The organism is Streptomyces fulvorobeus, assembly GCF_013167895.1.
GTDB classification, from domain to species: domain Bacteria; phylum Actinomycetota; class Actinomycetes; order Streptomycetales; family Streptomycetaceae; genus Streptomyces; species Streptomyces fulvorobeus.
In genome coordinates, this window is the sequence record NZ_BLWC01000001.1 from 4,047,122 (window position 1) to 4,070,475 (window position 23,354).

The window sequence follows — 23,354 nt, forward strand, 5'->3', positions numbered from 1 at the left end:
CCGCTGAGCCCACGCAGCAGCGCCGCCGGGGAACGGCGGCGCTGCTGGTCATCGGTGGTCGCGGGGGTTACGGCAGGTTGTGTACGTGCGGGCCCACCGCGTTCGACCAGGCGTTGCCCGCCGTGGCGTCCCAGTTCGTGGACCAGGTCATCGCGCCGCGCAGCGACGGGTAGGTCTTCGACGGCTTGAACGAGCCGCAGTTGGTGCCCCTCGTCAGGCAGTCCAGGGCGGCGTTCACGATGGACGGTGACACGTAGCCGCTGCCCGCGCCCCGGGTGGACGCCGGGACCCCGATGCCGACCTGTGAGGGGGCGAGGCCGCCCTCCAGCTGGATGCAGGCGAGCGCGGTGAGGAAGTCCACCGTGCCCTGCGAGTAGACCTTGCCGTCGCAGCCGAGCATCGAACCGCTGTTGTAGTACTGCATGTTGACGACGGTCAGGATGTCCTTGATGTTGAGCGCCGTCCGGAAGTACTCCCCGGAGGTCGACTGCATGTCGATGGTCTGCGGCGCCATGGTGATGACGAGCCCGGGACCGGTCTTCGCGGACAGGGCGCGCAGTGCCTTCGTCATGTAGGTGGAGTTGAGGCCGTTCTCCAGGTCGATGTCGACGCCGTTGAAGCCGTACTCCTGGATGAGCGCGTGGACGGAGTTGGCGAAGGCCGTGGCGGAGGCGTCGCTGTTGACGGCGACGGTGCCCTTCTCGCCGCCGATCGAGATGATGACGTTCTTCCCGGCCGCCTGCTTGGTCTTGATGTCGGCCTTGAACTGGGCGACGGTGTAGCCGTTCAGCCCCGCCGTGTCGAGGTTGAAGGCGACGGCGCCCGGTGTTGCGGTGGCGTCGGCGAAGGAGACCGCGATGATGTCGTAGTGCGCGGGGACGTCGGTGAGCTTCTGGACGGCCGCGCCGTTGTTGAAGTTCTGCCAGTACCCGGTCACCGCGTGCTTCGGCACCGAGGTGACGGGGCCGCCGGTCTTCGCCGTGCGGGCGCTGACCGTCGCGGACCTGGCGGACTCACCGGCCGCGTTGGTGGCGCTGACCGCGAACTGGTACGCCGTGTCGGCGGCCAGCCCGGTGACCGTCGCCGACGTACCGGTGGAGGTGGTGGCCTTCGCGCCGTCCCGGTAGACGGTGTAGCCGGTGGCGCCGGGGACCGCGTTCCAGGTCAGGGGTATGGAGGAGGCTGTGGCCGTACCGGCCGAGAGCCCGGCGGGCGCGGTGGGGACCTGCGGGTCGGGGTCGGTGCCGCCTCCGCCGTCGGGGCCGGTCACGGAGACGTCGTCGGCGAAGTAGGCGGCCTGTCCGTACCAGCCGTGGGTGTAGACGGTGACGGACGTGGTGCTGGGACCCGTGCGGAAGCTGGTCGTCAGCTGCTTCCAGCTGCCGGTGTCAGGCGTCCAGGTGGAGACGTCCGTGGTGCCGGTCCCGGTGGCGCCGAGGTAGGCGTATCCGCCCTGTACCCAGGCGCTGAGCGTGTACGTGGAGCCGGGCTTCACGGCGACGGTCTGCGTACACCTGGCGTTGTCCTGGCCGGCCGGGGACGCCTTGAGCGCCGAGGTGCCGCCGTGTACGGGGGAGGAGACCGTGGTGCCGCTGCCCGCGGAGCAGGTCCAGTTGGCGAGCCCGGCTTCGAAACCGGCGTTCTTGGCCACGTTGACGTCGGCCGCCGACGCGGTGCTGACGAGGCCGGTGACCGTCAGGGCCCCGGCCACGAGGACAGCCGTGGCGGTGCCGAGGACGTGTCGGCTGTGACGCCTGGGGCGTCTGCTGCCTGCGGAGCGTTCCACTGTTGCCTCCGTGGGGAGTTGGGGCGTGCTGGCGGGATACGCGGTGGCCACCGTGCCCATAAACTGGTCCAGACCAATTGAGTTGTCAAGACCTCTGACGGTGTCTCGTCCGTTCCACCCCGGACGTCGTGCCGGTCCGGGCTCCCCGCAGCCGGTCGGCCGCGTCCGCCGCCACGCGGGCCGCCGTACCGGTTTCGGCCACACCTTCCTGCCGTATCCGGAGGTGCTGTACCAGGTTCCGCCGCTCCGGCCCCGGCCGATCCGGGGTATTCGCTCGATCTGATCCATTCCTGGAGCCCTCTTCGCGGACGGCTGCCACGCCGGCCCGCCCGGTGATCGCCGAGGTGAACGGGGTGCGGATGTGGGCCCTGGGGCTCTGATCCGGGCCCATCCACGGGCGCCGGGCCGGTAAACCCGAAAGCGGTTGCGCATTTTTCCGGAGCGGCAGGAGGGAAACCCCACCTGGTACGGAATTTAACTAACAACCAGTTGGCCCGATTTGGGGTGTGAAGACGCCGCGCGAGCGGGCAGTCTCCTGCGTTACCGGGCACCGAAAAGTGTTCTCTGCCCTCGCGTACGTCGTTAAAGTGCTGGGGCAGGAGCACGGAGCAGGAGAGCGATTGCGGCCGGCGGTACGCGGCGGCCGGAGCCGAACGGGGAAATGCGTGCCGACCGCAATAGCAGTGACCAGCGCCGACCTGGTGCTCGCGCCCACGGACCAGCAGACGCCCACCGCGGCGCTTCTGCCCGCCCCGGACGCGCAGCCCCTGGAACTGGCACTCAACGACATGAACGTGCTCCTCGAACAGCACGGCCACGTCATCGCCGTCTACCCGGCCAACATCGCGACCGCCCACGAGCGGCGGCTGCACATGATCAGGTCGATGCTGGAGAGCGACCGGATCGCCCTGCTCAAGGTGGACCTCCCGCCCCTGGGTGTCGCCGTGCTGGTGCGCCAGCTAAGGCAGTTGTCGGTCTGCGACTTCAGCGTGGGGGTGGTCGCGTCGGCGGCCCGGCTGCTCTCCCACTACATCCACGCCGGGGCGCTCCTCAGTACGGTCACCAGACTCGACCGGGTACCCGTCAGCCTCAAGACGCACGCCAAGTCGTGGGTGCCGGGAGCGCAGTTCGGCGTACTGGCCAATCCGAATCCCCAACTGGTCAAGATCGGTACTGGTGAGCTGTCCGGGCCGGAATTCGGGACCCATCTGCTGGTCGCGAAGGGGCAGCTCCAGTCGGACTGGGTCACGGAGACGATGGCGCCGGCCTGGCAGGTCCAGGCCGTTCACGAAGTGGCGCTGCCCGCCGATTCCCCGGGCTGGTGGGGCACCGCGAAGATGATCGAATTCGCTGCCTTCCTGCCCGATATCTCGGTCGTCTACCAGCTGGTCTCCTCCGTCCGCAGGGAGATCTGCGCCTGGTGCGGAAACGAACTCATCGGTGACCGCTGCGGGTTGTGCTCGGCGCCGCTGAGGGGGCAGCAGAACCAAACCAACGGCTCAGGTGTCCTCACCCGGGGAACACCCACGCGCCACGGGTCGTGAAACCCCGCCCCCCGGCTCCCGCCCACGAATCCCCGCCCATCGGCCCACGTCACCCAACGAGGTTGCTCCCCTCATGAATTCACGGCAACGCCGCGGCGTCATCCTCCTGCTCCTCTCGGTCCTCTGCGCGTTCGGCGCCTTCGCCGGCGTGCTCTCGGTGATCAGCGACGTGAATTCGAAGGTCGGGCCGGAAGTGACGGCGTACCAGGTCAAGTCGGACATCGCGCCCTACACCTCGCTGCAGCCGGGGCAGTTCGAGGAGATAGAGATGCCCGAGCGGTGGCTGTCCGCCAACGCGGTCACCGACCTCGCGGTGGTCAAAGGCAAGATCGCCGTCACCGAACTGCGTGCCGGCTCCCTGCTCCAGGACGACATGATCGTCAAGCGCCCCGTGCTGCAGAGCGGTGAGCAGGAGATCGCCATCATGATCGACGCCGCGACCGGGGTGGCGGGCAAGATCAACCCCGGCAACCTCGTCAACATCTTCGCCACCTTCGCGGGGGAGCGCGAGGGCGAGAAGTCCACCTCGCGCGTCATCGTGGCCAACGCCAAGGTGATCGAGGTGGGCGAGCTGACCCCCCTCGACCCCAGGCGCGACAGCGACCGGGGCGCGGGCCCGACCGAGGCCGTGCCGATCACCTTCGCCCTCAACACCACCGACGCCCAGCGCGTCGCCTACGCCGAGTCCTTCGCCGAACACGTGCGGCTGGCCCTGCTGCCCGAGAACAGCCCCACCACGCTCCGTCCCGGTGAGGGCAGTTACCACCTCGACGAAGACAAGAACAAGTGAGGGCCGGATGAGCACCAGAATCCTCCCGGCTGTCGGCGACGCCGACGCCGCCCGAGCCATCACCACCCTGCTCAGCCAGCTCCCCGACGCGGAGCCGGCCGGACCACTGGGTGACTCCACCTCGCTGCTCGACACCCTGGCCCGGCTCGCCGGCGAGTCGCTGGACGAGCTGCCCGAGGTGGTGCTCGTGCACGAGCGGATCGGCCCGGTCCCGGCCCTGGAGCTGATCCGGGAGGTGGCCCTGCGCTTCCCGGCGGTCGGGGTCGTCCTGGTCACCGCCGACGCGAGCCCCGGGCTCTACTCGGCGGCCATGGACTCCGGCGCCCGTGGCCTGGTCGGCCTCCCCCTCTCGTACGAGGAGCTGGCCCAGCGCGTTCAGGCGGCGGCGGGCTGGTCCGTCGGGGTGCGGCGCCACCTGGGCGCGGGCGCGGACGTCCTCACCGGCCCGAGCGGCACCGTCGTCACCGTCAGCGGAGCCAAGGGCGGTGTCGGCACCACCGTCACCGCCGTCCAGCTCGCCCTGGCCGCGAAGGCGTCGGGACACACCGTCGCGCTCGTGGACCTGGACCTCCAGTCCGGAGACGTCGCCTCCTACCTGGACGTCCAGTTCCGCAGGTCGATCGTCGACCTGTCGACCATCCAGGACATCTCGCCGCGGGTCCTCCAGGACGCCCTGTTCAACCACGACACCGGCCTGGGGCTGCTGCTCGCGCCGAGCGAGGGGGAACGGGCCGAGGAGGTCAGCGACCGGGTCGTACGCCAGATCATCAGTGCCCTCCGCCACCGCTTCGAGATCGTGGTCATCGACTGCGGTACGCACATGAACACCGCCAACGCCGCCGCGATCGAGATGGCGGACCGCACGCTCCTGGTGGCCACCCCGGACGTGGTCACCGTCCGCGCCGCCAAGCGCATGGTCCGGCTCTGGGACCGGCTCCAGATCCGCAAGGCGGAGGAGACGATCACGGTCGTCAACCGCTACACCCGCAACACGGAGATCCAGCCGCCCCTGATCGAACGGATCACGGCGACGAAGGTCGCCCGGATCGTGGTCCCCGCCAACTTCAAGGAACTCCACGCGGTGGTCGACGCGGGCCGCATGCAGGACCTGGAGGCCAAGTCCACGGTCAAACAGGCCCTCTGGGGCCTCGCCGGCGACCTGGGTCTGGTGAAGCACACCGAAGGCGCCCAGAAGCAGGGCAGGCTCAAGGGTGACCGGGGTTCGTTCGGCGGCCGGCGAGGCCGTACGACGTGAGGACCGCAGCGGTACGGGCGAGACGAGCGAGGGGGACAGGTGAAACCGACTCAAGGACCGACCGCACCACAGGGAGCCGGCCCGGACGATGAGGACGCGACCGCTCGCCGGCCGTGGGGCGACCGGGGCCAGGCGATCATCGAGTTCACCGGGACGCTCCCGCTGATCCTGATCACGCTGGCTCTGCTCTGGCAGGCCGCCATGGTCGGCTACACCTTCATGCTCGCGGGCAACGCGGCCGACAAGGCGGTCACCGCCGCCACCACCGCGGAGGGCAACGCGCAGGGGGCCTGCGAAGAGGCCGGGCGGGAGGATCTGCCGGGCGCCTGGGACGCCGACTTCTCCTGCTCCGCGCAGGGCGACCTGATGACGGCGGACGTGCGCGTGCAGGTACCGCTGCTCTTCCCCGGCGCCTTCAACCTGCCGATCTCGCTGCCCGGCGAGGCGTCGGCCAACCTGGAGAGGAGCTGGGAACGGTGACCCGAACCCCGCGCACCAGCGGTTTCCCGCGCCCCGCCGCACGCGTCCGCGTCTTCCCGCCCACCACTCCACACGTCCGCTCCTTCCCGCGCGCCCGCCGCGCCCCGCAGGACGGCCAGGCCGCCATCGAGTACGTGGGCGTCCTCACCCTCCTCCTCGTCGTCGCCATGGCCGTCGTCCAGCTCGGCATCGCGGTCTACGCCGCCCAGCAGGCGGGCACCGCCTCCCGTTCGGGCGCCCGCGTGGGCTCGTACGACCGCGCCACCATGTCCGCCGACCAGGCGGCGTACGCCTCCATGAGCGGCTGGCTGGCCGACGACGCCGACGTCAGTGTGAGCAACGGCTTCGACGAGGTGACCGTGACCGTGGAGATCGACATCCCCGCCGTGATCCCGGTGTTCGACTTCGGGGAAGTCAGCAAGAGCGCCACCATGCCGCGCGGCTGACCCCGTGACACCGCACCACCACAGGGAGTTGAGGACATGAGCCTGCGGGCGCGCATCACGAGCCCCGAGCCGGTGAACGGGCTCAGCGAGGAGAGCCGGCTGGTCGGGGTCTACCGTGCCAAGCTCCTGGAGGAGATCGACCTCGCCGAGATGTCCGCCCTCGCGGCGGCCGAGCGCAGAGCGCGCCTGGAGCGCGTACTGGGACACATCATCAGCCGCGAGGGTCCCGTCCTCTCCTCCATGGAGCGCTCCCACCTCATCCGCCGGGTCGTCGACGAGGCCCTGGGACTGGGCATCCTCGAACCACTCCTCGAAGACGCGTCCATCAGCGAGATCATGGTCAACGGCCCCGACCAGGTGTACGTGGAGCGAGGCGGCCGCCTCGAACTCCTGCCCATGCGCTTCTCGTCCACCGAGCAGCTGATGCAGACCATCGAGCGCATCGTCTCCACGGTCAACCGCCGTGTCGACGAGGCCAACCCGATGGTCGACGCCCGTCTGCCCTCCGGCGAGCGTGTCAACGTGATCATCCCGCCGCTCTCGCTCACGGGCCCCATCCTCACCATCCGCCGCTTCCCCCGGGCCTTCACGCTCCAGGAGATGATCGGCCTCGGCTCACTCGACGAGCACATGCTGATGCTGCTCGCGGGACTGGTCCGCGCGAAGTTCAACGTGATCGTCTCCGGCGCCACAGGCACCGGCAAGACCACCCTGCTCAACGCCCTGTCCGGGCTGATCCCGAACGGCGAGCGCATCGTCACCATCGAGGACTCCGCCGAGCTCCAGCTCCAGCAGTCCCACGTGATCACACTGGAGAGCCGTCCGTCGAACGTCGAGGGCAAGGGCCAGATCACCATCCGCGACCTCGTCCGCAACTCCCTGCGCATGCGGCCCGACCGCATCATCGTCGGTGAGGTCCGTGGCGGCGAGACCCTCGACATGCTCCAGGCCATGTCCACCGGTCACGACGGCTCGCTCGCCACCGTCCACGCGAACAACGCGGAGGACGCCCTGATGCGTCTGCAGACGCTGAGCTCCATGTCCGAGGTGGAGATCCCGTTCGTGGCGATCCACGACCAGATCAACAGCGCCGTCGACGTGATCGTGCAGCTCACCCGGCACGCCGACGGGTCCCGCCGCATCACCGAGATCGCCGTCGTCGACTCCTACGGCCGCGAGGACTACCGGATCGTCTCCGTCTGCCGCTTCAAGTCCCGCCCCGTCACCGCGGACGGACGCGTCCACGGCACCTTCGAGTACTACCCACTGCCCCGCCGGGTCGCCGAGCGCCTCTACATGACGAGCGAGGCGATCCCCGCCGCCTTCGGCGTCGCCCGGTCGGAGGACCAGCTGGTCATGCGCAGATCCACCGCCTGAGGACCACCACCGCCCGCGCCCGCCCGCACCGCTCACCGACCCCGCCCGCCGCTCACCGAGAAGGTCCCCGCCCGCCATGGATAATCTCCCGCTCCTGACGATCGGCGTCACGCTGCTCGCCGGCCTGTTCGCCGTACTCGGCGTGCACACCTACTCCTCGGGCAAGGCGCAGCGGCAGATCCTCTTCGAGCGCATGTCCCAGACGGGGCAGGTCACCATCGGCGGACGCAACCGGCGCTTCCGCGGGATCGACCGGCGGCTGCGCAGGACGGCCCTCGGCAAGCGGATCGAGCGCAAGATCTCGGCGACGGGCCTGGACCTGACACCCGGCGAGTACGCCGTCTACGTGGTGGCGTCCCTGCTCGGCCTCTACTTCGTCGTCGGCTCCGTCTTCGCCCCGTTCTTCGGCCTGCTCGCCGCCCTCATCGGGCTCTGGGGCGGCAACGCCTTCCTCACCTACCAGCGCAACAGGCGCACCGAGGCGTTCATCAACCAGCTCCCGGAGCTCACCCGCGTCCTCGCCAACGCCACCCAGGCCGGCCTCGCCCTGCGTACGGCGATCGCCATGGCCGTCGAGGAGCTGGACGACCCGGCCCACGAGGAACTGCGCCGCGTCGCCGACCGGCTGGCCGTGGGCCACTCCCTGGACGACGCGCTCAACGAACTGGTCGAGCGGCTGCCGTCCCGCGAACTGACCGTGCTCGTCTCCACCCTCATCCTCTCCAACCGGGCGGGCGGCACGATCGTCTCCTCGCTGCGCAACCTCACGGAGACGCTGGAGGAACGCAAGGAGACCCGGCGCGAGGTCACCACCCTGCTCTCCCAGGTGAAGGTGACGGCCGTCGCCGTCCCCATCCTCGGCATGGGCTTCCTGCTGCTCATCAACGGCATGCGCGCCGGAGCACTCGACGACATGACGGCCGCCACACCCGGCCGGATCGCCGTCGTCATCGCCGCCGGCCTGTACGGCCTGGGCTTCTTCCTGATCAACCGGCTCACCCGCGTACGCATCTGAGTCCGACGGCCCGCCCATCCGAGAAGAGAGGAACCCGACACCTCATGGACCTTCTGATCGCGGCCGTCTTCGGACTCGCCGTGTACGGGGCCTTCGCCGGCATCCGCATGTACCGCGCCGACGCCAAACTCCCCGGTGACCTGGCCATCGCCCTGGAGGTCGGCGCCACCCGCACCACGGCCGCCGGTTCGGCGATCGACCGCCTCGGTATGCGGTACGCGCCCCGGGTGCTGCGCATGATGGGTCCCAAGCGGGTCGACAAGGTGCGCCGCAGACTGGACATGGCGGGCAACCCGGGTGGTATGACGGTCGACCGGTACGCGGCCAGGCGGGCGGTCTACACCGGCCTGGGGACGGTGGCCGCACTGGCGATGCTCATGAACGGACAGACGGTCCTCGCCGTCCTCCTGCTCGTGTACGGCTACTTCTGGACCGACGTGATCATCCGTTCGGCCATCAGCCGGCGCAAGGACGACATCGACCGCACCCTCCCCGACTTCCTCGACGTCCTCGCCGTCGTCGTCTCGGCCGGCCTCGGCTTCCGGCAGGCCCTGGAACGGGTGGCGGAGAAGTACGCGGGCCCCTGGGCCGACGAACTCCGCATCACGCTGCGCCAGATGGACATGGGGGTGAGCCGCCGGGACGCCTTCGACCAGCTCCGCAGGCGCAACGAGTCCGAGCAGGTCTCGATGTTCGTCTCGGCCCTCCAGCAGGGTGAGGAACTCGGTGCCCCGATCGTCGAGACCCTCATCCAGATCGCCAACGACATGCGCCGCACCGACGCCCAGAACGCCCGCCGCAAGGCGTCCAAGGCCGTACCCAAGGCGACACTCATCATCACCAGCTTCATGCTCCCCGGAACCATGATCCTGATCGGCGTCGGCTTCTACTACGCGGCCGACGTCAACATCGGAGACGTCTTCGGGAGCTGACCGCGGTACTGACCGAGTACGCAGGAGCGCACCCACCGACAGCGGACGAGGAGGTGAGGGCCCATGAGCCCCCGGCAGACAGGACCGGCACTCACCGGCGGACCGGACGCGGCCACGGCCGAGACCACGCCCGGCCACGTCCCGGCCCTGCCCATCCAGGTGAACGCCCTCCAGGCACTGTGCCGCCAGCTCTTCGGCTTCCGCCTCGCGATGACCGCCCTCGCCGCCCCCTTCGCCCTCGCCGGCGTCGACGACAGCCTGGGCAGCTGGCTGGTGGGAGCGGCGGTACTCGTCACCGTCATGGTGTCCTACGCCCTCATGCGGGACTGGGAACGCTTCGGCCCGATCCTCCTGCGCCACCCCTCACTCCTCGCGGCGGACATGCTGTTCGGCGCGCTCCTGCTCTTCGCCGCGACCCCCGGCTCCACCCTCACGTACGTCACGGTCTGCACCCCGCTGCTCGCGGGCCTGGTCTACGGCTGGCGAGGCAGCGCGATCTTCGCCGTGCTCCAGTCGTTGCTCCTGGCCACCGCCTACGGAGTCAGCCAGAAGGTCGAGGCGGACGCTTCGGCGCTCCTCGTGGCCGGGCTCTGCATCATGGCCGGAGCGGTCGGCAGTGCGCTGCGGGGCCTGCTCCTCCGTTTCGGCGCCGCGTCCCAGGCTCTGACCGACACCCGCGCCCGCCTGGCGGTGAACAGCGCGGTGGGAGAGGAGCGCGCCCGCCTCGCGCGCGAGATGCACGACTCCGTGGCCAAGACCCTGCACGGCCTCGCGCTCGCCGCCGACGGACTCGCGGACACGGCCGACCGGATGGACCCGCTCACGGTGAAGCGCCAGGCGGAGCTGGTGGCGCGTGCCGCCCGCCGGGCCGCCGCCGAGTCCCGCGAACTCCTCTCCGACCTGCGCCGGGAATCCGGACTGGACGGCGGGGTCGACGTCATCGGCGAACTCCGGGCCCGGACATCCGACTTCGAGCGGCGACACGGGGTCAGGGCCGTCTTCCGCCCGCTCGGCGACGGCCCTGTCCCGCCGATCCCGCACGCGGTGGCCAGGCACGCGCTCACCATCGCCACCGAGGCCATGGAGAACGCCCGGCGCCACGGCCACCCCAGCTATGTGGACGTCTCCGCGGGCCTGGTCCGCGACACCGTACGCATCAGCGTGTACGACGACGGCGAGGGCCTGCCCCCGGGCACCTCACTGGCCGACCTCCGCAGGGCCGGCCACTTCGGCCTGGTCGGCATGGTCGAGCGCGCCGCCTCCATCGGCGCCCGCATCCGCATCGGCCGGGGCCATGCCGCGCGGGGTACCGAGGTCCGGCTCGACCTGTCGCTGGCAGCGATGGACCTGGCACCACCGCCCTCTCCTCCCGCCCCGCCCCCGGGTATCCGTGACCGCTCCCGCGGACACCCGGACAAGGTGCCGCCCGCCCTGACGACAGCCTCACCGCCCGCCGCACCACCACAGTCCCCACCCTGAGAGAGGAGGCCGCACCATGCCGGACGAGATCTCCCGCAGCTCCGGAGAGCAGTGGACACAGCGCCCGCACGTCCCGACGCACCCGTCCTCGCGTACCAGCCCGCTCAGCTCCCCACCCACCTCCCGTCCGCCCACCCCTACGGCATCCACCGAGTTCCCGGCCTTCCCCGCCCCGGACGCCCTACCGCCCCCGCCGCCTCTCGGAGTCGTCGTGGCCGACGACAACCCGGTCGTACGGGCCGGGCTGACGGTCCTGCTCCACGGCCGCGACGACATCGAGGTGGTCGCGGAGGCGGCAGACGGCCGCCAGGCGTACGAGATGGTGGTACGCCACCGCCCCGACGTCGTCCTGCTGGACGTCCGCATGCCGGGCGTCGACGGCATCTCGGCCCTGCCGCACCTGGTGCGCCTGGCCCCGGTGCTGATGATGACGTACAGCCGCGAGAGCGAGATCGTCCACGAGGCGCTGCGGCTGGGCGCCGGGGGCTATCTGGTGCACGGCGAGTTCACCGCCGACCAGCTCGTGGCCGCCGTCCGCGACACGAAGGAGGGCCGGGCCCACTTCACGTACTCCGCCTCCAGCGCCCTGCGCGAGTCGGTACGCGCAGGGGCCGGCCCGGGCCAGGAGGACCGGCCCCTGCCGGAAGGACTGGGCACGGCGTGCAACGGCCCCGGCCACCGCCCCGCGGCGTCGCCTGCCGCCCCGGTATCTGCGTCCGCACACGAGGCACCCGATCCGCCCATGCCGAGCCCGGACCGGTACCCGCAGGTGGAGCCGGTACAGGGCGAGTTGGGGTCCGCGGGTTTCCCGCAAAGGGCTTCGCTTAAGCAACCAGCTGTGGGACTCTCGTCCACAGGGGTTCGTGCTCCTGCGGCCCGGGGAATGATCGCCGAGCTGAGTGAACGGGAGGTGGAAGTGATGGACCTGATCGCTTCGGGCATGACCAATCAGCAGATCGCGGCCACCTGCTTCATCAGCCAGAAGACGGTCAAGAACCACATCAACCGCATCTTCGCCAAGTTGCACGCCGGCAGCCGGGGCGAAGCCATCGCCGTCTGGCACCGCATGCCGTCCGGGGGGTCGACGGGACATGGCTGACACGATGATGGGCCTGAAGGCCCAACTGGACGGTTGGGTCCGGAGTTGGGCCCGCGGACCCATGCGGCCGGGTGCGTCCCCGGCGTACGTTTCTCATGTCGGAAGCGGGACCGGCCTGGAGGAAGCCGGAAGCGCTGACGGCACGACGACATACGCAGCAGCGTCGGCCGATCTCCGGTCGGCCGAACTCGGAGGGGAACACCATGTCGAACATCACCCTGAAGGCCGCCACCGCGGCGCAGTCCTACGTCAACGGCTGGAAGAACACGGCCGTCGAAGCCATGAAGCGCCGGAGCGACAAGGGCCAGGGTGCGATCGAGTACGTGGGCATCACGATTCTGGTGGTGGCGATCGTGGTGGCGCTGCTGCAGACGAACATGGGCGCCGAGATCGCCAGCACGTTCACCTCCAAGATCGGCGAGGTCCTGGGCGGGTGATGCTCTCCTCGCGCCGCGAGGCAGGGCAGGCCGCACCGCTGTACATCACAGCGGTGGTGGGCCTGCTCTTTCTCGCGTTGATCTTCTTTGCGTTCGGTGAAGCGGATGTCAGGCGCAATGGCGCCCAGAGTGCGGCGGACGCCGCGGCGCTGGCGGCGGCCCAGGAATCGCGCAGTCTGGAAGAGATGTACCTACGGGCCCACATTCTGGACAGGACTTACCTGGCGACGTTGTTCAACGGGCCTTTCCCCGGCACCCACAACGGGTGTGCGAAGGCGTCCCAGTTCGCCGCTCAGAACGACGCCGCTCCTGTCGGCTGCCGCATGCTCTTCGACGGCCGCTGGGGTTTCACGGTCGATGTCAGGTCGAACAGGGGCATGAGCGCAAACCTGGTTCCGGGCACGCAGGGAAAGCGGGCGAAGGCGACGTCGGTGGCCGTCGTCGAGCCTCGCTGCACGTTCATCCCGAACCCGGTTGTGACGGCGCCGTCTCCCGGCGCGCTCGCCTGCGACACCAGGAAATGGGTCATCGACCCCAAGGACCTGGCGCTTCTGCCGGACATGACCGATCTCTTCACTGTACGACTGGCCGAAGACTGACCACGATCGAACGCAAAGGAACTGGACCGATGAGTAATCCGCACGTGAGGACCATGCGCCGCGCGGGGGTTGCTGCCTTGATGGTGGCGACGCTCGCCTTGTCGATGACTGCTTGCGGCAGTGACGACGGCAAGGAGCCGAAGGCAGCCTCGTCGAAAGCGTCGACGGAACCTTCGACGTCCGACAAGGACACCGGTGGCGGGGAGACCGTTCCGGACACCAGTAACATCCTGCTGACGTCCAAGAACGACGCCGGTATCGATATGGTCATCAACACTGCTACGCGTGACAGCGGCGGATTCCTCACGGTCAGCGGACAGTTCAAGAACTCGTCGGGCAGCGCCTTCACGATTCCCATCACGTGGAACGGCCCAGAGGTGGCAGTCGCGTTGAAGGGGAGGTCTCTGGCCGGCATGACGTTGGTGGATTCCCAGGGGAAGAAGCGGTACTACGTGCTCCGCGACACAGACAACCGTCCTCTGACCACCACTGATTACTTCTCGCGGCTGGAAGCCGGTAAGTCTCTTAGTTTCTTCGCCCAGTTCCCGGCTCCGCCGGACACGACAGCCAAGGTCGATCTCCAGTTCCCTGGCTTCGCCAACGCGCCGATTGAGATCTCTTGATGACCACCGCCACCCACACGATTGAGCGAGCCGGGGTGCGTTTCGCCGTCACGGCCCTCGCGGGAGCACTCGCCTTCGGCGTAGCGGGCGTTCCGGAAGCTGTCGCGGATGACAGCCCCTACCCGTCCGCCACCGCCGAGGCGCCGATCCAGGTCGACCCGAACGACTCCGACCTCAAGCTTCCCGACGGTGCCACGCTGGCGCCCCCCAAGGTCCTCGACATCAAGTCCGTCGTAGAGGACCTGGGAGGCGAGGAGCGCCGCGAGGACACCAACGCGGACATCAAATTCGCGCTCCAGGCAGAAGTCCTGTTCGGCAAGGACAGTGCGAAGCTGAGCTCCGAGGCCAATGGCCGTATCAGCGCGATCGCCGAGGAGATCAAGAAGCAGGACGCCAAGAGGGTCCGCATCTTCGGCTTCACCGACAATCTCGGCTCATCCGCTCACGGTGACGTCCTCTCCAAGGATCGTGCCGAAGCCGTGCACGGTGTGCTGCAGAGGGCGCTGCCCGGCAGCAGCATCACGTTCGAGATCCGTGGCTACGGCGAGGAGTTCCCCATCGCCAGCAACTCCACGGAGGAATCCCGCAAGAAGAACCGCCGGGTCGAGGTCTCCTTCCCCCGCTCGGAGGGCTCGCAGAGCTGAAGTAGGGACAGTGCCCGGCACCCTGACCAGGTCGAGGTGCCGGGCACAGGCCGGCCCTGATCCTCACGCTTCCCATGGTCCCCGCCACCCGACCGGTACACGTGCGCTCGTCACGGCTGGCGTCGACGGGCGCCCCGGCTCCGGACGGACCGAGAAGCGCCGAGCACGGGTGGTCGTTTCCCGAAAGCGGAAAGTCCTCGGCGCCCGTCCGCTTCCCGCATGCATGCCGAGAGAATCCGAAAATCGGAAACACCATGCATTCCAAAACAAGATGGCGGACGTTGTACGTGAGAAAGAAGCATGGGAACGTACCATCCCATATCACGATAACTCCGTAGTCATTCGTATCCACCTACACCGTTTCCATGGTGAGTGAATACAACCGCCCCAGAATCCGCAACCACCCCGAGCGTGATGCTCCGGAAATCGAATTCGGCCCTCACCCGGAAAACTCCAGTTCGCGGCCCGGCAGCAATCCAGCCGGATGATCGAACCACCCGGTCCGCCCAGCTCAACCCGCCCGCTCACAGCACTCGCCGGCCAGTCAGGTGTCACGCACCCCCACCCCGCCGCAGCCCTTTCGCGCCGCGCTGCGAGCAGGCCGCCACCGCCTCCAAAAGAAAAGCCACAGATTCCGGATGTCACCCCCACTGCTGGTGAACAATTGCTAGCCTTGGAGCATGCAGATAGGCGTAAACGTCCCAAACTTTGGTCCCGGCACCAACCCGCAAATCCTTGCGCGTTGGGCAGAAGTCGTGGAGGGTCTCGGCTTCGACCTGTTGATGGTCTCCGATCATGTCGCGGTGACATCGGACGTCGCCAAGCAATATCCCGCTCCCTTCTACGAGCCCTTCACCACGCTCGCCTGGCTGGCCGGAATCACGACCAGGATTCAGCTGGGCACGACGGTTCTCGTCGTGCCGTACCGGCATCCGCTGCTGACCGCTCGAATGGCGGCCAACCTTCAGCAGCTCAGCGGCGGCCGACTCGTTCTCGGTGTCGGCGTCGGCTGGGCCCGCGAGGAGTTCGAGGCGCTCGACGTACCATTCCACCGGCGTGGCGCACTGACCGACGAGCACATCCGCACGATGCGCACCGCATGGGACAACGATGCCGACTACCGCTGCGGCCAGATCCCGATCTGGGTCGGCGGTAACAGCGACATCGGCATGCGCCGGGCGGTACGCCATGGCGCGGCATGGCATCCGCTCCGGTTCACGCTGCCCTGGTTCCGGGAAGCGCTGGACCGGCTGAAGACCATGTCGGCTGAAGCGGAACTGCCCGTACCCGAGCTGGCACCGCGCATCGTCCTCCGGATGACGGAGAAACCGGTCGACGGTCCGGAACGCCGTGCCGGCGAAGGCACCATCGGCCAAATCCTCGACGACATCGAGCAACTGCGCCTTCTCGGGGCAGCCACCGTGCTGCTCGATCCGTACACCGGCGATCCGAACGAGACCCTCCGGCCCGAGGTGGCGTGGCAGGCACTCGCCGCCGTAGCCGCGCACCGGGCAATATCCCACACCGCATAGAGACGGAACTCCAGTGACCTTCGACCAGCACGACCTTCAGCACGACCTCCCCGAGAACGATGCCGAGCACCCCGCCCTCAACGAGGCCGACCTGCGGCATCTGCGCCGTTGCGTGGAGCTGGCGGCCGAGGCGGTGGACGCCGGTGACTGGCCGTTCGGCTCCGTGCTCGTGGCCTCGGACGACAAGATCCTCGCCGAGGAGCGCAACCGCGAGTCCACGACCGGTGACCCGACCGCGCACCCGGAGTTCGAACTGGCGCGGTGGGCCGCGATCCACCTCAGTCCCGAGGAGCGGGCCGCGGCGACCGTGTACACATCGGGCGAGCACTGCCCGATGTGCGCCGCCGCGCACGGATGGGTCGGACTCGGCCGCATCGTGTACGTGAGCTCGTCCGAGCAGGCCCGGGAGTGGAAGGCCGAGTGGGGTGTCCCCGTCACCTCGCCCCTGAGCCCGCTGACCATCCAGGACGTCGTGCCCGGTCTTGAGGTGGTCGGGCCCGTGCCGGAACTGGCCGGCCAAGTGCGGGAGTTGCAGCTTCGGTTCCGCACCGGACTCGACGCGGCCGGCTGATCGCGGCACGCACCCGGGCCTGGCAGCGCTATCGGCTGCCAGGCCCGGGTGCGTAGGGGCGAGCGAGGGATCAGACCATGACCTGGTCGTACTTGGCCATGTGCTCCTGCAGCTCTTCCATGCTGGGGTTGCGGCCGTTGGCCGTGAGGCGCTCCAGACCGCGGAAGTAGTCCTCGCGGTGGAAGACCGGCATGAACATGATCAGGAGGATCGCGTTCTCCTGGCCGTGGTTGGTGAAGCCGTGCGGCGCGCCCTTGGGGACGTAGGCGAAGGCACCCGGCTCACCCACCACCTTCTCGTCACCGATGGTGAACTCGATCTCGCCCTTGACCACGTAGAACATCTCCGTGGACTTGTCGTGCACGTGCGGGCTGGCACCGTTCGCCTCGGGGGCCATGTGGTGCTCGTAGAAGCCGAACTCGCCGTCGGACTGCTCGTGCGTGAGCTTGATGAACGTCTTCTTCGTGTCGCGGATCCTGACGGACTCGCCCTCGCCCGCCGGCACGTACAGAGGCAGAGACATGTGTTTCTCCTTATGTGGTTACGAATGGCTGACCCGCTGAGCGGGCCGGGATGTACGGGGTCTCACGTGGCCTTGACGAGGCTCGGTTCGTCGGTCCGGCTGTCCACCTGGGCCTGTGCCCACCGGCCGATCGCCGGGGCGGCGATGCCACTGGCGGCGAACAGCGCGGCCAGCACGATCCAGCCGGTGGCGCCGACCGTGACGACCAGGCTGATCAGGAGCGGTGCCGCGATCTGCTGGATGGCCACGCCGAGCCAGAAGACCGAGAGGTAGACGCCCTCCTGGCCTGGGACAGCGAGCAGATACGATCCGCCCCAGCCGCCGGCTGCCTGCCACAGCTCACCGCCGGTCAGCGCGACCATCGCCAGCAGCAGCATGCCGATGGCCAGGACGACCGGCAGGTTCGGTGTCGCGGTCAGCAGCAGGCAGCAGATGGTGAGTGAGGCGCCGGCCCACAGCAGGGCCCGTGCCGAGCCGGCGATGGTCTCGGTTCCCCGGCTCGCCCGCATCTGCAGGGCGACGGCGAGCACGGTGTTGACCGCCATCAGCGGGGCGATCACCGTGGGCGAGACCTTCGTCTGTCCGACGATCCACAGCGGGATGCCGATGCTGAGCAGCGTCATGTGCATCGTCAGCACCGCGTTGATCCCGGTGAACGCCAGGAACGGTCCGTCCTTCAGCACCTTGGCGGAGAACCGTCGGCGCAGGCTCTTCGCAGGCGCGTTGAGCAGCGGCAGCCGGGAGGCCAGCGCCGCGGACACGGCGAACGCGGCGGCGTTGACCAGCAGGATCGCGGCGTACCCCGGGCGCGTGTCGATCATCAGTCCGATACCGCCGAGCAGGGCGCCGACGGTGAAGCCGACGTTGCGGATCGCCCGCAGAAGCGCGATCACCCTGACCCGCTCCTCGGTCGGCACCGCCTGGCCGACGAGGGCCTGCTCCATCGGCGATGCCGCCTTGTCGGCGACGCCGAGCAGCAGCACCACCGCGAGGAACTGCCACAGGTTCTGGACGAACGGGTAGACCAGGAAGCACGCGCCGCGCCACAGGTTCACCCCGACCAGGACCTTCTTCGGGCCGATCCGGTCGGCCAGGTGCCCGATCGGGAGCGCCGTGGCCAGGGAGACGACGGCGGACAGGGTGAGTCCGAGGCCGAGGTTGCCCGCCGTCAGACCGACCGACCGGGTGACGAAGGGAACCGAGACGGCCAGGAAGGCGCCGGTGCCCACCGCGTTGATGATCGCCATCACGGCCAGCCGGGTTCCGACCGAGCCGCCGGGCATGGACCCGCGCAGACCTCTGACGCGTTGCAGAAGACCGGACATGTGTGACCTCAACTCGTCGTGATGCGGATGGCGGCGTCCGCGTCCAGGACGAGCTGCCGCGTGGCGGCGGCGTCCCGTCCGGTCGCGATGACGTGTCCGGCGCGGTCCCAGGAGGACGCCCACGGCCGGACTTCCTGGCCGGCCTCGACGTCCACCTCGACGTCCCGGACGCCGGGCAGCGCCTTCGCCGTGTCGACCCCGGTCACCGCGGTCACGGTGCCCGGCTCGGCGGCCAGGAACCGGATCGCCGAGGTCCGCTCCGCGGAGCGCGGCAGCGTGACCGGCCGGCCGGCCAGCAGGTCGATCAGCGTCACCCTGATCCGGGTGTCGTAGGCCAGGTCGATCAGGTCGATCAGGTAGTCACCGGGGCAGCGGCCGGCGCATTCGACCAGCGTCGGACCGTCCTCGGTGAGAATCCACTCGGCGTGCAGGATGCCGGTCTGGAAGCCGACAGCGGCGACCAGCGCCCGGGACGCCTCCTCCAGTGCGGCCTGCGGCCCGGCGTCGAGCGGAGCGGGCAGCAGGTGCCCGAGCTCGACCGGGTAGGGCCCCTCGATCACCGTCTTCTGGGTGATGTTCTCGAAGATGATCTCGCCCTGCCGTACGAGCGCCTCGACGCTGAACTCGGGTCCCCGCAGGCGCTCCTCGGCCAGGAACCGCCACGTCAGCTCGCGGTCGGGCACCTGCTCGTACTCGGCGGCCGTCGAGGTCCGCTCCCACGCCTGCGCCGCGGTGGCCGCGTCGACCGAGTCCAGCAGCTGGACCCCGACGCTCGCCTGCCGGTTCGCGGGCTTGACCACCACCGGACCGTCGCCGGCGAAGTCGAGGATGTCCTCGGGCCCGAACACCTCCCGCCAGCGCGGGTTGCGCACGCCTCCGGCGCCGGCGACCTCGCGCAGCCGTGCCTTGTCCCGCAGCGCTTGCGCGGCCGCTTCGGTCGCACCCGGCAGTCCGAGCTTCTCGGCCAGAGCGGCCGCCGCCGGAACCGCGTACTCCAGGCCCGGTACGACGGCGGCGACCGGCCGTACCGCCGACAGTTCGACCCCCAGGGAGAGGAGCTCGGTCGACTGCTGGTAGCTCGCCGGGATGATCCGGTCGAGGCAGTCGAAGCGCGCGGCCGCGTCCCCCAGCTCCCGCTTGCGGATGATGTCGGGTTCCTCGATCACCACGACGGATCCGCTGGGGACCCGCCCCTCGATCGCGCGCAGGTAGGCCGCGTTGTAGCCGACGAACAACACCTGTGCGTCCATGTCGTGGCCGGTCACGAGGACCTCCTGGTTGATGGTGCGGACCACTGCATGGTCACTGCCTTCCGTGGTGCGGGTGGTGGGGGGAGCTCGCGGCCTGTGACGCTCATACGGGTGTGCCGACCGGTTCGGTCAGGCCCAGTGACCGTACGGGCACTCCGTCGATGACGACCTCGATGGCGGCGACCACTTCCTCGTAACGGGCCAGCGCCTCCTCGGGGGAGGCGCCGGAGACGATGACGTGTCCGTGCCGGCTCTTGGAGTCGCGGACCTCCGACGCGGTGTCCCCGGGACGCAGCCGGATCTTCAGTTCGTCGACGTACCCGGGCAGGGCGGCTGCTTCCAGGCCCCGGATCTCGTCGACGCGACCGGGCGGGAAGGTGAAGAACCGCACGGTCGCCGATGCCGTCGGCGCGGGCAGTGCGGCCGGGGTGCCCGCCATGCCGGCGAAGATCGCCTGTTCGATGTCGAGCCCGGTGGCCAGCTGGACGAGCCGCGGTATCCGGTCGCCGCCGAGCCTGGCCTGCGACTCGACGACGCGCGGGCCGAGCCGCGTCCAGATGATCTCGGTGTGCGCGGGGCCGAACCGGTATCCGCAGGCGGTGAGCAGATCCGTGGTCAGCTCCTCGATGGCCTGCGCGCGGTCGCGGGGCAGGGGAGCGGGGTGGACGTGCCCGACCTCCACGAACAGCGGCGGCGGACCCAGCAGCTTCTCGGTGATCCCGACGACCTGGTGCCGGCCGTCCACGCTCAGCGTCTCCACGCTGTACTCGGGACCGACCAGGTACTCCTCGACCAGGAACGGGCCGTCGTAGCCGTACTGGTCGACCAGCGCGGTCCAGACCGCCTGGTCCTCCGGCTCCCGCCACAGGAACACGCCCCGGCTGCCCGCCAGTGCGGACGGCTTGACCACGGCCGGGTAGCCGATCCGCCGGACCGCGGCCGGCACCTCGTCCCGGGTCTGCGCCGCCTCGAAGGAGACCGGAGACAGTCCGCGCTCCGCCAGCAGGCCCCGCATGGCGTGCTTGTCGGCGAGGAACCGGATCGCGGCGGACGGATTGAGCTCGGCGTTCAGCTCCTCGGCCGCCTCGTAGGCGGTGACCATCGACTCTTCCTGGCCTATGTGGTAGACCACCGAGGCGTTGTGCTCACGCGCCACGTCACGGATGGTGCGGCGCAGCAGCTCCTTGTCCTGGAAGTCGGCCAGGACGAACACGTCCGCCAGTTCTCGTACGTCGTCGAGGTAGGCCGGGGACTCCAGCCGGGCGTCCCAGATCGCCCCGACCCAGAACCCCTGCGCCTGTGCCTTCTGGACGAACTGCCGGTACGGCATCACCATCAGCAGGCGGGGCCGCTCGTCGGCGTGGCCGGTGGCGGTCACCGCGCACCGCCACTGCCGGCCGTGGAGCCGGCCGGAACCGGCGCGGCCTCGCGGCCCAGCAGACTCAGGTAGCGCTCACCGGTGTCGGGCAGCAGGGTCACGACGCGCTTGCCCCGGTACTCCGGACGCGCGGCCACGACACCGGCCGCGTGCACGACCGCACCGGCCGAGACACCGACCATGAGCCCGGCGCGCAGCGCGAGCCGCCTGGTGGTGTGCAGCGCGTCGGCGTCGGAGACCGGGATCACCTCGTCGATGAGCGCCTGGTCGGTGGTCGGCGCGATGAAACCGCCGTTGAACCCCGGAATGCAGTGCGCACCGGGTTCCCCGCCGGAGAGCAGCGGCGACCCTGCCGGTTCCACCGCCACGAGCCGGACCGAGGGGTGCCGCTCGCGGAGGAACCGGCCCGCGCCGCTGAGCGTGCCGCCGGTACCGACCCCGCAGACGAACACGTCGATCTGCCCCTCGGCGTCGGCCCAGATCTCCGGGCCGGTCGTCTCGTAGTGTGCCCGCGTGTTGTCCGCGTTGTCGTGCTGACGGCAGAACCACGACCCGGGAGTCCTCAGGTGGATCTCCTCGGCCTTGTCCACCGCCGCCTGGTATCCGCCCGCATGCGGGGTGTGGACCACCTCCGCGCCGAGCGACCGCAGGATGGTCATCCGCTCCGGGGTCGCGTTGTCCGGCAGGACGATGACGCAGCGGTAACCGCGGGCCGCCGCCAGCGCGGCCAGCGAGATCCCGGTGTTGCCCGACGTCGCCTCGATCACGACACCGCTGCCGGGGGTGAGCAGGCCGTTCTCCTCGGCGCCGCGCAGCATCGAGAGCGCGGCCCGGTCCTTGCTGCTGGACCACGGGTTGAACTGCTCCAGCTTCGCCAGAACCGTGGCGTCGCCCGGCGCGCCGTCCACGATGCGGTCCATCGGCAGGCGCATCAGCGGCGTGGAGCCGATCAGCTCGGCGAGCGAGTCCGCCACCGGGCGCCGGCCGACCGGCTCGGTCCGGATGTTGATCTCGTTCGCGGCGGCCTCCGCGGTCCGCTCCGCGAGCTGGGCGGTCTCGGCCACCACGAGCACGTGACCGGCCCGGTCGCCGTTGCGGCGCAGCTCCCGCAGTACGTCGCCCGGCTTCGGCTTGAGGGTGACCTCCAGTACGCCGGGCAGCGCGGCAGCCCGCTCCTGGCCGCTGATGGACACCACCCGGCCGGGCGGCGCGGTCAGGTAGCGGATCGCGGCACCGCCGACCGGCTGCGCGGGCAGCACGTCGGCGGGCAGCGGCCGGCCGAGGTACTGGCGGGTCACCAGCTCCAGGGAGCGGATGCCGAGAGCTCGGTCCACCAGGTAGGTGATCTTGCCGCCGGCCGGCCTCGGGTTGATCTCGATGAGCTTGGGGCCGGACGCGGTCACCTTGATCTCGACGTGGGCCATGCCCAGGTCGAACCCGACCGCACGCAGGGCGTCCACGGCGAGGTCGCCGCAGGCGCGTACCACCGGCCCTGGCAGGCTGGAGGGGAAGCTGTGGCCCAGTTCCACGAAGTAGCCCTGGCCGCCGACCGACTTGTCGGTAACCCCGAACACCTCGTAGCGGTCGCCGTCGGCCAGCACCTCCACGCTGACCTCGGGACCGCTCAGGTACTCCTCGACCATCAGCTCGTGGTAGCGGCTCTGCCCGCGGGTGTTCTCCACCCTGGACTGGATCAGCGTGACGTGCTCGGCGGCCTGCGCCGGAGACTCCACCAGCCGGACGTCGGCACTGCTGGTCTCGTCGGCCGGCTTCACGACACAGGGCAGGCCGATCTCCGCGGCGGCCGCCGCCGCCCCGGCCGGGGTCTGCACCGTGCGGAACGCCGGCATGGGCACCCCGACCTCGGCGCAGCGCCGGCGCATCAGCGCCTTGTTGCGTGCCACCGCGACCCCCTTGACGCTGACCGTGGGGAGTCCGAGGAGCACCGCCACCTCGGCGGCGACGACCACGTCGTACTCGGCCAGGGTCAGGAAGGCGTCGAAGGGGTGCTCGGCCCCGGCCGCGTGCACGTGCGGCAGGAGCTCGTCGAGGATGTTCGTCTCGCACAGCACGATCTCGTCGACGTACTTCTCGAAGTACGCCGGACCGCCGGGCACTTCCAGGTACCGCTCCAGATCGCGGGTGAAGAAGGTGACACGGCAGTCGAGTTCCTTGATGATCTGCAGACCTTCGAACCCGGAACCGGAGAGGTTGCTCTCCAGGACACCGACATGGGTCATTTTTGCCTCCGCTGGCATGCCGACACGTG

General features: G+C 69.6%; 22 protein-coding genes and 1 pseudogene. 16 read left to right on the plus strand and 7 right to left on the minus strand.

Annotation, left to right across the window (positions count from 1 at the left end; translation table 11 throughout):
* Positions 1-67: 67 nt before the first annotated feature.
* Positions 68-1,786, minus strand: a complete 1,719-nt coding sequence (locus Sfulv_RS18475) for a chitinase (protein WP_256668988.1) — start codon at positions 1,784-1,786, stop codon at positions 68-70.
* Between the two features lie 683 nt (positions 1,787-2,469).
* On the opposite strand from Sfulv_RS18475, the gene Sfulv_RS18480 reads away from it, so the two are divergent.
* From Sfulv_RS18480 to Sfulv_RS18555, 16 genes are all read left to right on the plus strand, one after another.
* Entirely contained in the window at positions 2,470-3,330 is an 861-nt protein-coding gene (locus Sfulv_RS18480; RefSeq protein ID WP_173315485.1) for a hypothetical protein, read from the plus strand.
* Positions 3,331-3,403: 73 nt separating this feature from the next.
* Positions 3,404-4,120: a Flp pilus assembly protein CpaB gene (gene cpaB / locus Sfulv_RS18485; protein ID WP_173315487.1), complete on the plus strand. Its 717-nt coding sequence runs from the start codon at positions 3,404-3,406 to the stop codon at positions 4,118-4,120.
* A gap of 7 nt (positions 4,121-4,127) precedes the next feature.
* The gene (locus Sfulv_RS18490) at positions 4,128-5,375 is read left to right on the plus strand and encodes a CpaE/TadZ family protein (RefSeq protein WP_173315489.1); all 1,248 of its coding nucleotides are present in this window, start codon (positions 4,128-4,130) and stop codon (positions 5,373-5,375) included.
* A 135-nt stretch (positions 5,376-5,510) separates the two neighbouring features.
* Positions 5,511-5,855: a pilus assembly protein gene (locus Sfulv_RS18495; RefSeq protein ID WP_173317976.1), complete on the plus strand. Its 345-nt coding sequence runs from the start codon at positions 5,511-5,513 to the stop codon at positions 5,853-5,855.
* Positions 5,852-6,301 carry a TadE/TadG family type IV pilus assembly protein gene (locus Sfulv_RS18500; RefSeq protein WP_173315491.1) on the plus strand — a complete coding sequence of 150 codons (450 nt, stop codon included), beginning with the start codon at positions 5,852-5,854 and terminating at the stop codon, positions 6,299-6,301. Before Sfulv_RS18495 ends, Sfulv_RS18500 begins: the two co-directional genes overlap by 4 nt.
* 36 nt (positions 6,302-6,337) lie before the next feature.
* Complete coding sequence (locus tag Sfulv_RS18505) at positions 6,338-7,678, plus strand: TadA family conjugal transfer-associated ATPase (protein ID WP_173315493.1); 1,341 nt, start codon at positions 6,338-6,340, stop codon at positions 7,676-7,678.
* A gap of 76 nt (positions 7,679-7,754) precedes the next feature.
* The gene (locus Sfulv_RS18510) at positions 7,755-8,693 is read left to right on the plus strand and encodes a type II secretion system F family protein (RefSeq protein ID WP_173315495.1); all 939 of its coding nucleotides are present in this window, start codon (positions 7,755-7,757) and stop codon (positions 8,691-8,693) included.
* 44 nt (positions 8,694-8,737) lie between these two features.
* The gene (locus Sfulv_RS18515) at positions 8,738-9,625 is read left to right on the plus strand and encodes a DUF5936 domain-containing protein (RefSeq protein WP_173315497.1); all 888 of its coding nucleotides are present in this window, start codon (positions 8,738-8,740) and stop codon (positions 9,623-9,625) included.
* A gap of 63 nt (positions 9,626-9,688) precedes the next feature.
* A complete protein-coding gene (locus Sfulv_RS18520; RefSeq protein WP_173315499.1) occupies positions 9,689-11,104 on the plus strand; it encodes a sensor histidine kinase in 1,416 nt (471 codons plus the stop codon).
* 16 nt (positions 11,105-11,120) lie between these two features.
* On the plus strand, positions 11,121-12,203 hold the full coding sequence (locus tag Sfulv_RS18525; RefSeq protein WP_173315501.1) for a response regulator transcription factor: 1,083 nt from the start codon (positions 11,121-11,123) through the stop codon (positions 12,201-12,203).
* 203 nt (positions 12,204-12,406) lie between these two features.
* Positions 12,407-12,640, plus strand: coding sequence for a hypothetical protein (locus Sfulv_RS18530; protein WP_173315503.1), 234 nt, complete (start codon positions 12,407-12,409; stop codon positions 12,638-12,640).
* Entirely contained in the window at positions 12,640-13,239 is a 600-nt protein-coding gene (locus Sfulv_RS18535; RefSeq protein WP_173317978.1) for a pilus assembly protein TadG-related protein, read from the plus strand. The genes Sfulv_RS18530 and Sfulv_RS18535 overlap by 1 nt, the downstream gene beginning before the upstream one ends.
* Before the next feature lie 29 nt (positions 13,240-13,268).
* On the plus strand, positions 13,269-13,862 hold the full coding sequence (locus Sfulv_RS18540) for a hypothetical protein (protein WP_246353164.1): 594 nt from the start codon (positions 13,269-13,271) through the stop codon (positions 13,860-13,862).
* Positions 13,862-14,506, plus strand: coding sequence for an OmpA family protein (locus tag Sfulv_RS18545; RefSeq protein ID WP_173315505.1), 645 nt, complete (start codon positions 13,862-13,864; stop codon positions 14,504-14,506). The genes Sfulv_RS18540 and Sfulv_RS18545 overlap by 1 nt, the downstream gene beginning before the upstream one ends.
* 680 nt (positions 14,507-15,186) lie before the next feature.
* Positions 15,187-16,038: an LLM class flavin-dependent oxidoreductase gene (locus Sfulv_RS18550; protein WP_173315507.1), complete on the plus strand. Its 852-nt coding sequence runs from the start codon at positions 15,187-15,189 to the stop codon at positions 16,036-16,038.
* A gap of 91 nt (positions 16,039-16,129) precedes the next feature.
* Positions 16,130-16,609: a nucleoside deaminase gene (locus Sfulv_RS18555; protein ID WP_218901394.1), complete on the plus strand. Its 480-nt coding sequence runs from the start codon at positions 16,130-16,132 to the stop codon at positions 16,607-16,609.
* Positions 16,610-16,679: 70 nt separating this feature from the next.
* Here Sfulv_RS18555 and Sfulv_RS18560 read toward each other — a convergent pair whose 3' ends face one another.
* The 6 genes and pseudogenes from Sfulv_RS18560 to Sfulv_RS30555 form a co-directional block, all read right to left on the minus strand.
* Positions 16,680-17,132: a cupin domain-containing protein gene (locus Sfulv_RS18560; RefSeq protein ID WP_173315511.1), complete on the minus strand. Its 453-nt coding sequence runs from the start codon at positions 17,130-17,132 to the stop codon at positions 16,680-16,682.
* A gap of 62 nt (positions 17,133-17,194) precedes the next feature.
* Complete coding sequence (locus Sfulv_RS18565; RefSeq protein WP_173315513.1) at positions 17,195-18,457, minus strand: MFS transporter; 1,263 nt, start codon at positions 18,455-18,457, stop codon at positions 17,195-17,197.
* Positions 18,458-18,465: 8 nt separating this feature from the next.
* The gene (locus Sfulv_RS18570) at positions 18,466-19,722 is read right to left on the minus strand and encodes an ATP-grasp domain-containing protein (RefSeq protein ID WP_179764161.1); all 1,257 of its coding nucleotides are present in this window, start codon (positions 19,720-19,722) and stop codon (positions 18,466-18,468) included.
* 88 nt (positions 19,723-19,810) lie between these two features.
* Positions 19,811-21,085, minus strand: a complete 1,275-nt coding sequence (locus Sfulv_RS18575) for an ATP-grasp domain-containing protein (protein ID WP_256668989.1) — start codon at positions 21,083-21,085, stop codon at positions 19,811-19,813.
* On the minus strand, positions 21,082-22,419 hold the full coding sequence (locus tag Sfulv_RS29800; protein WP_256669270.1) for a cysteine synthase: 1,338 nt from the start codon (positions 22,417-22,419) through the stop codon (positions 21,082-21,084). Before Sfulv_RS29800 ends, Sfulv_RS18575 begins: the two co-directional genes overlap by 4 nt.
* Positions 22,420-22,440: 21 nt before the next feature.
* Positions 22,441-23,343 (minus strand): annotated as a pseudogene (locus Sfulv_RS30555) (ATP-grasp domain-containing protein); the annotation flags it as partial.
* Positions 23,344-23,354: the final 11 nt, after the last annotated feature.

Excerpts from the sequence above, each read along its gene's own strand:
- cpaB (WP_173315487.1), top strand. The coding sequence starts at position 3,404 with ATGAATTCACGGCAACGCCGCGGCGTCATCCTCCTGCTCCTCTCGGTC.
- Sfulv_RS18490 (WP_173315489.1), top strand. The coding sequence starts at position 4,128 with ATGAGCACCAGAATCCTCCCGGCTGTCGGCGACGCCGACGCCGCCCGA.
- Sfulv_RS18505 (WP_173315493.1), top strand. The coding sequence starts at position 6,338 with ATGAGCCTGCGGGCGCGCATCACGAGCCCCGAGCCGGTGAACGGGCTC.
- Sfulv_RS18510 (WP_173315495.1), top strand. The coding sequence starts at position 7,755 with ATGGATAATCTCCCGCTCCTGACGATCGGCGTCACGCTGCTCGCCGGC.
- Sfulv_RS18515 (WP_173315497.1), top strand. The coding sequence starts at position 8,738 with ATGGACCTTCTGATCGCGGCCGTCTTCGGACTCGCCGTGTACGGGGCC.
- Sfulv_RS18520 (WP_173315499.1), top strand. The coding sequence starts at position 9,689 with ATGAGCCCCCGGCAGACAGGACCGGCACTCACCGGCGGACCGGACGCG.
- Sfulv_RS18525 (WP_173315501.1), top strand. The coding sequence starts at position 11,121 with ATGCCGGACGAGATCTCCCGCAGCTCCGGAGAGCAGTGGACACAGCGC.
- Sfulv_RS18530 (WP_173315503.1), top strand. The coding sequence starts at position 12,407 with ATGTCGAACATCACCCTGAAGGCCGCCACCGCGGCGCAGTCCTACGTC.
- Sfulv_RS18535 (WP_173317978.1), top strand. The coding sequence starts at position 12,640 with ATGCTCTCCTCGCGCCGCGAGGCAGGGCAGGCCGCACCGCTGTACATC.
- Sfulv_RS18540 (WP_246353164.1), top strand. The coding sequence starts at position 13,269 with ATGAGTAATCCGCACGTGAGGACCATGCGCCGCGCGGGGGTTGCTGCC.
- Sfulv_RS18545 (WP_173315505.1), top strand. The coding sequence starts at position 13,862 with ATGACCACCGCCACCCACACGATTGAGCGAGCCGGGGTGCGTTTCGCC.
- Sfulv_RS18550 (WP_173315507.1), top strand. The coding sequence starts at position 15,187 with ATGCAGATAGGCGTAAACGTCCCAAACTTTGGTCCCGGCACCAACCCG.
- Sfulv_RS18560 (WP_173315511.1), bottom strand. The coding sequence starts at position 17,132 with ATGTCTCTGCCTCTGTACGTGCCGGCGGGCGAGGGCGAGTCCGTCAGG.
- Sfulv_RS18565 (WP_173315513.1), bottom strand. The coding sequence starts at position 18,457 with ATGTCCGGTCTTCTGCAACGCGTCAGAGGTCTGCGCGGGTCCATGCCC.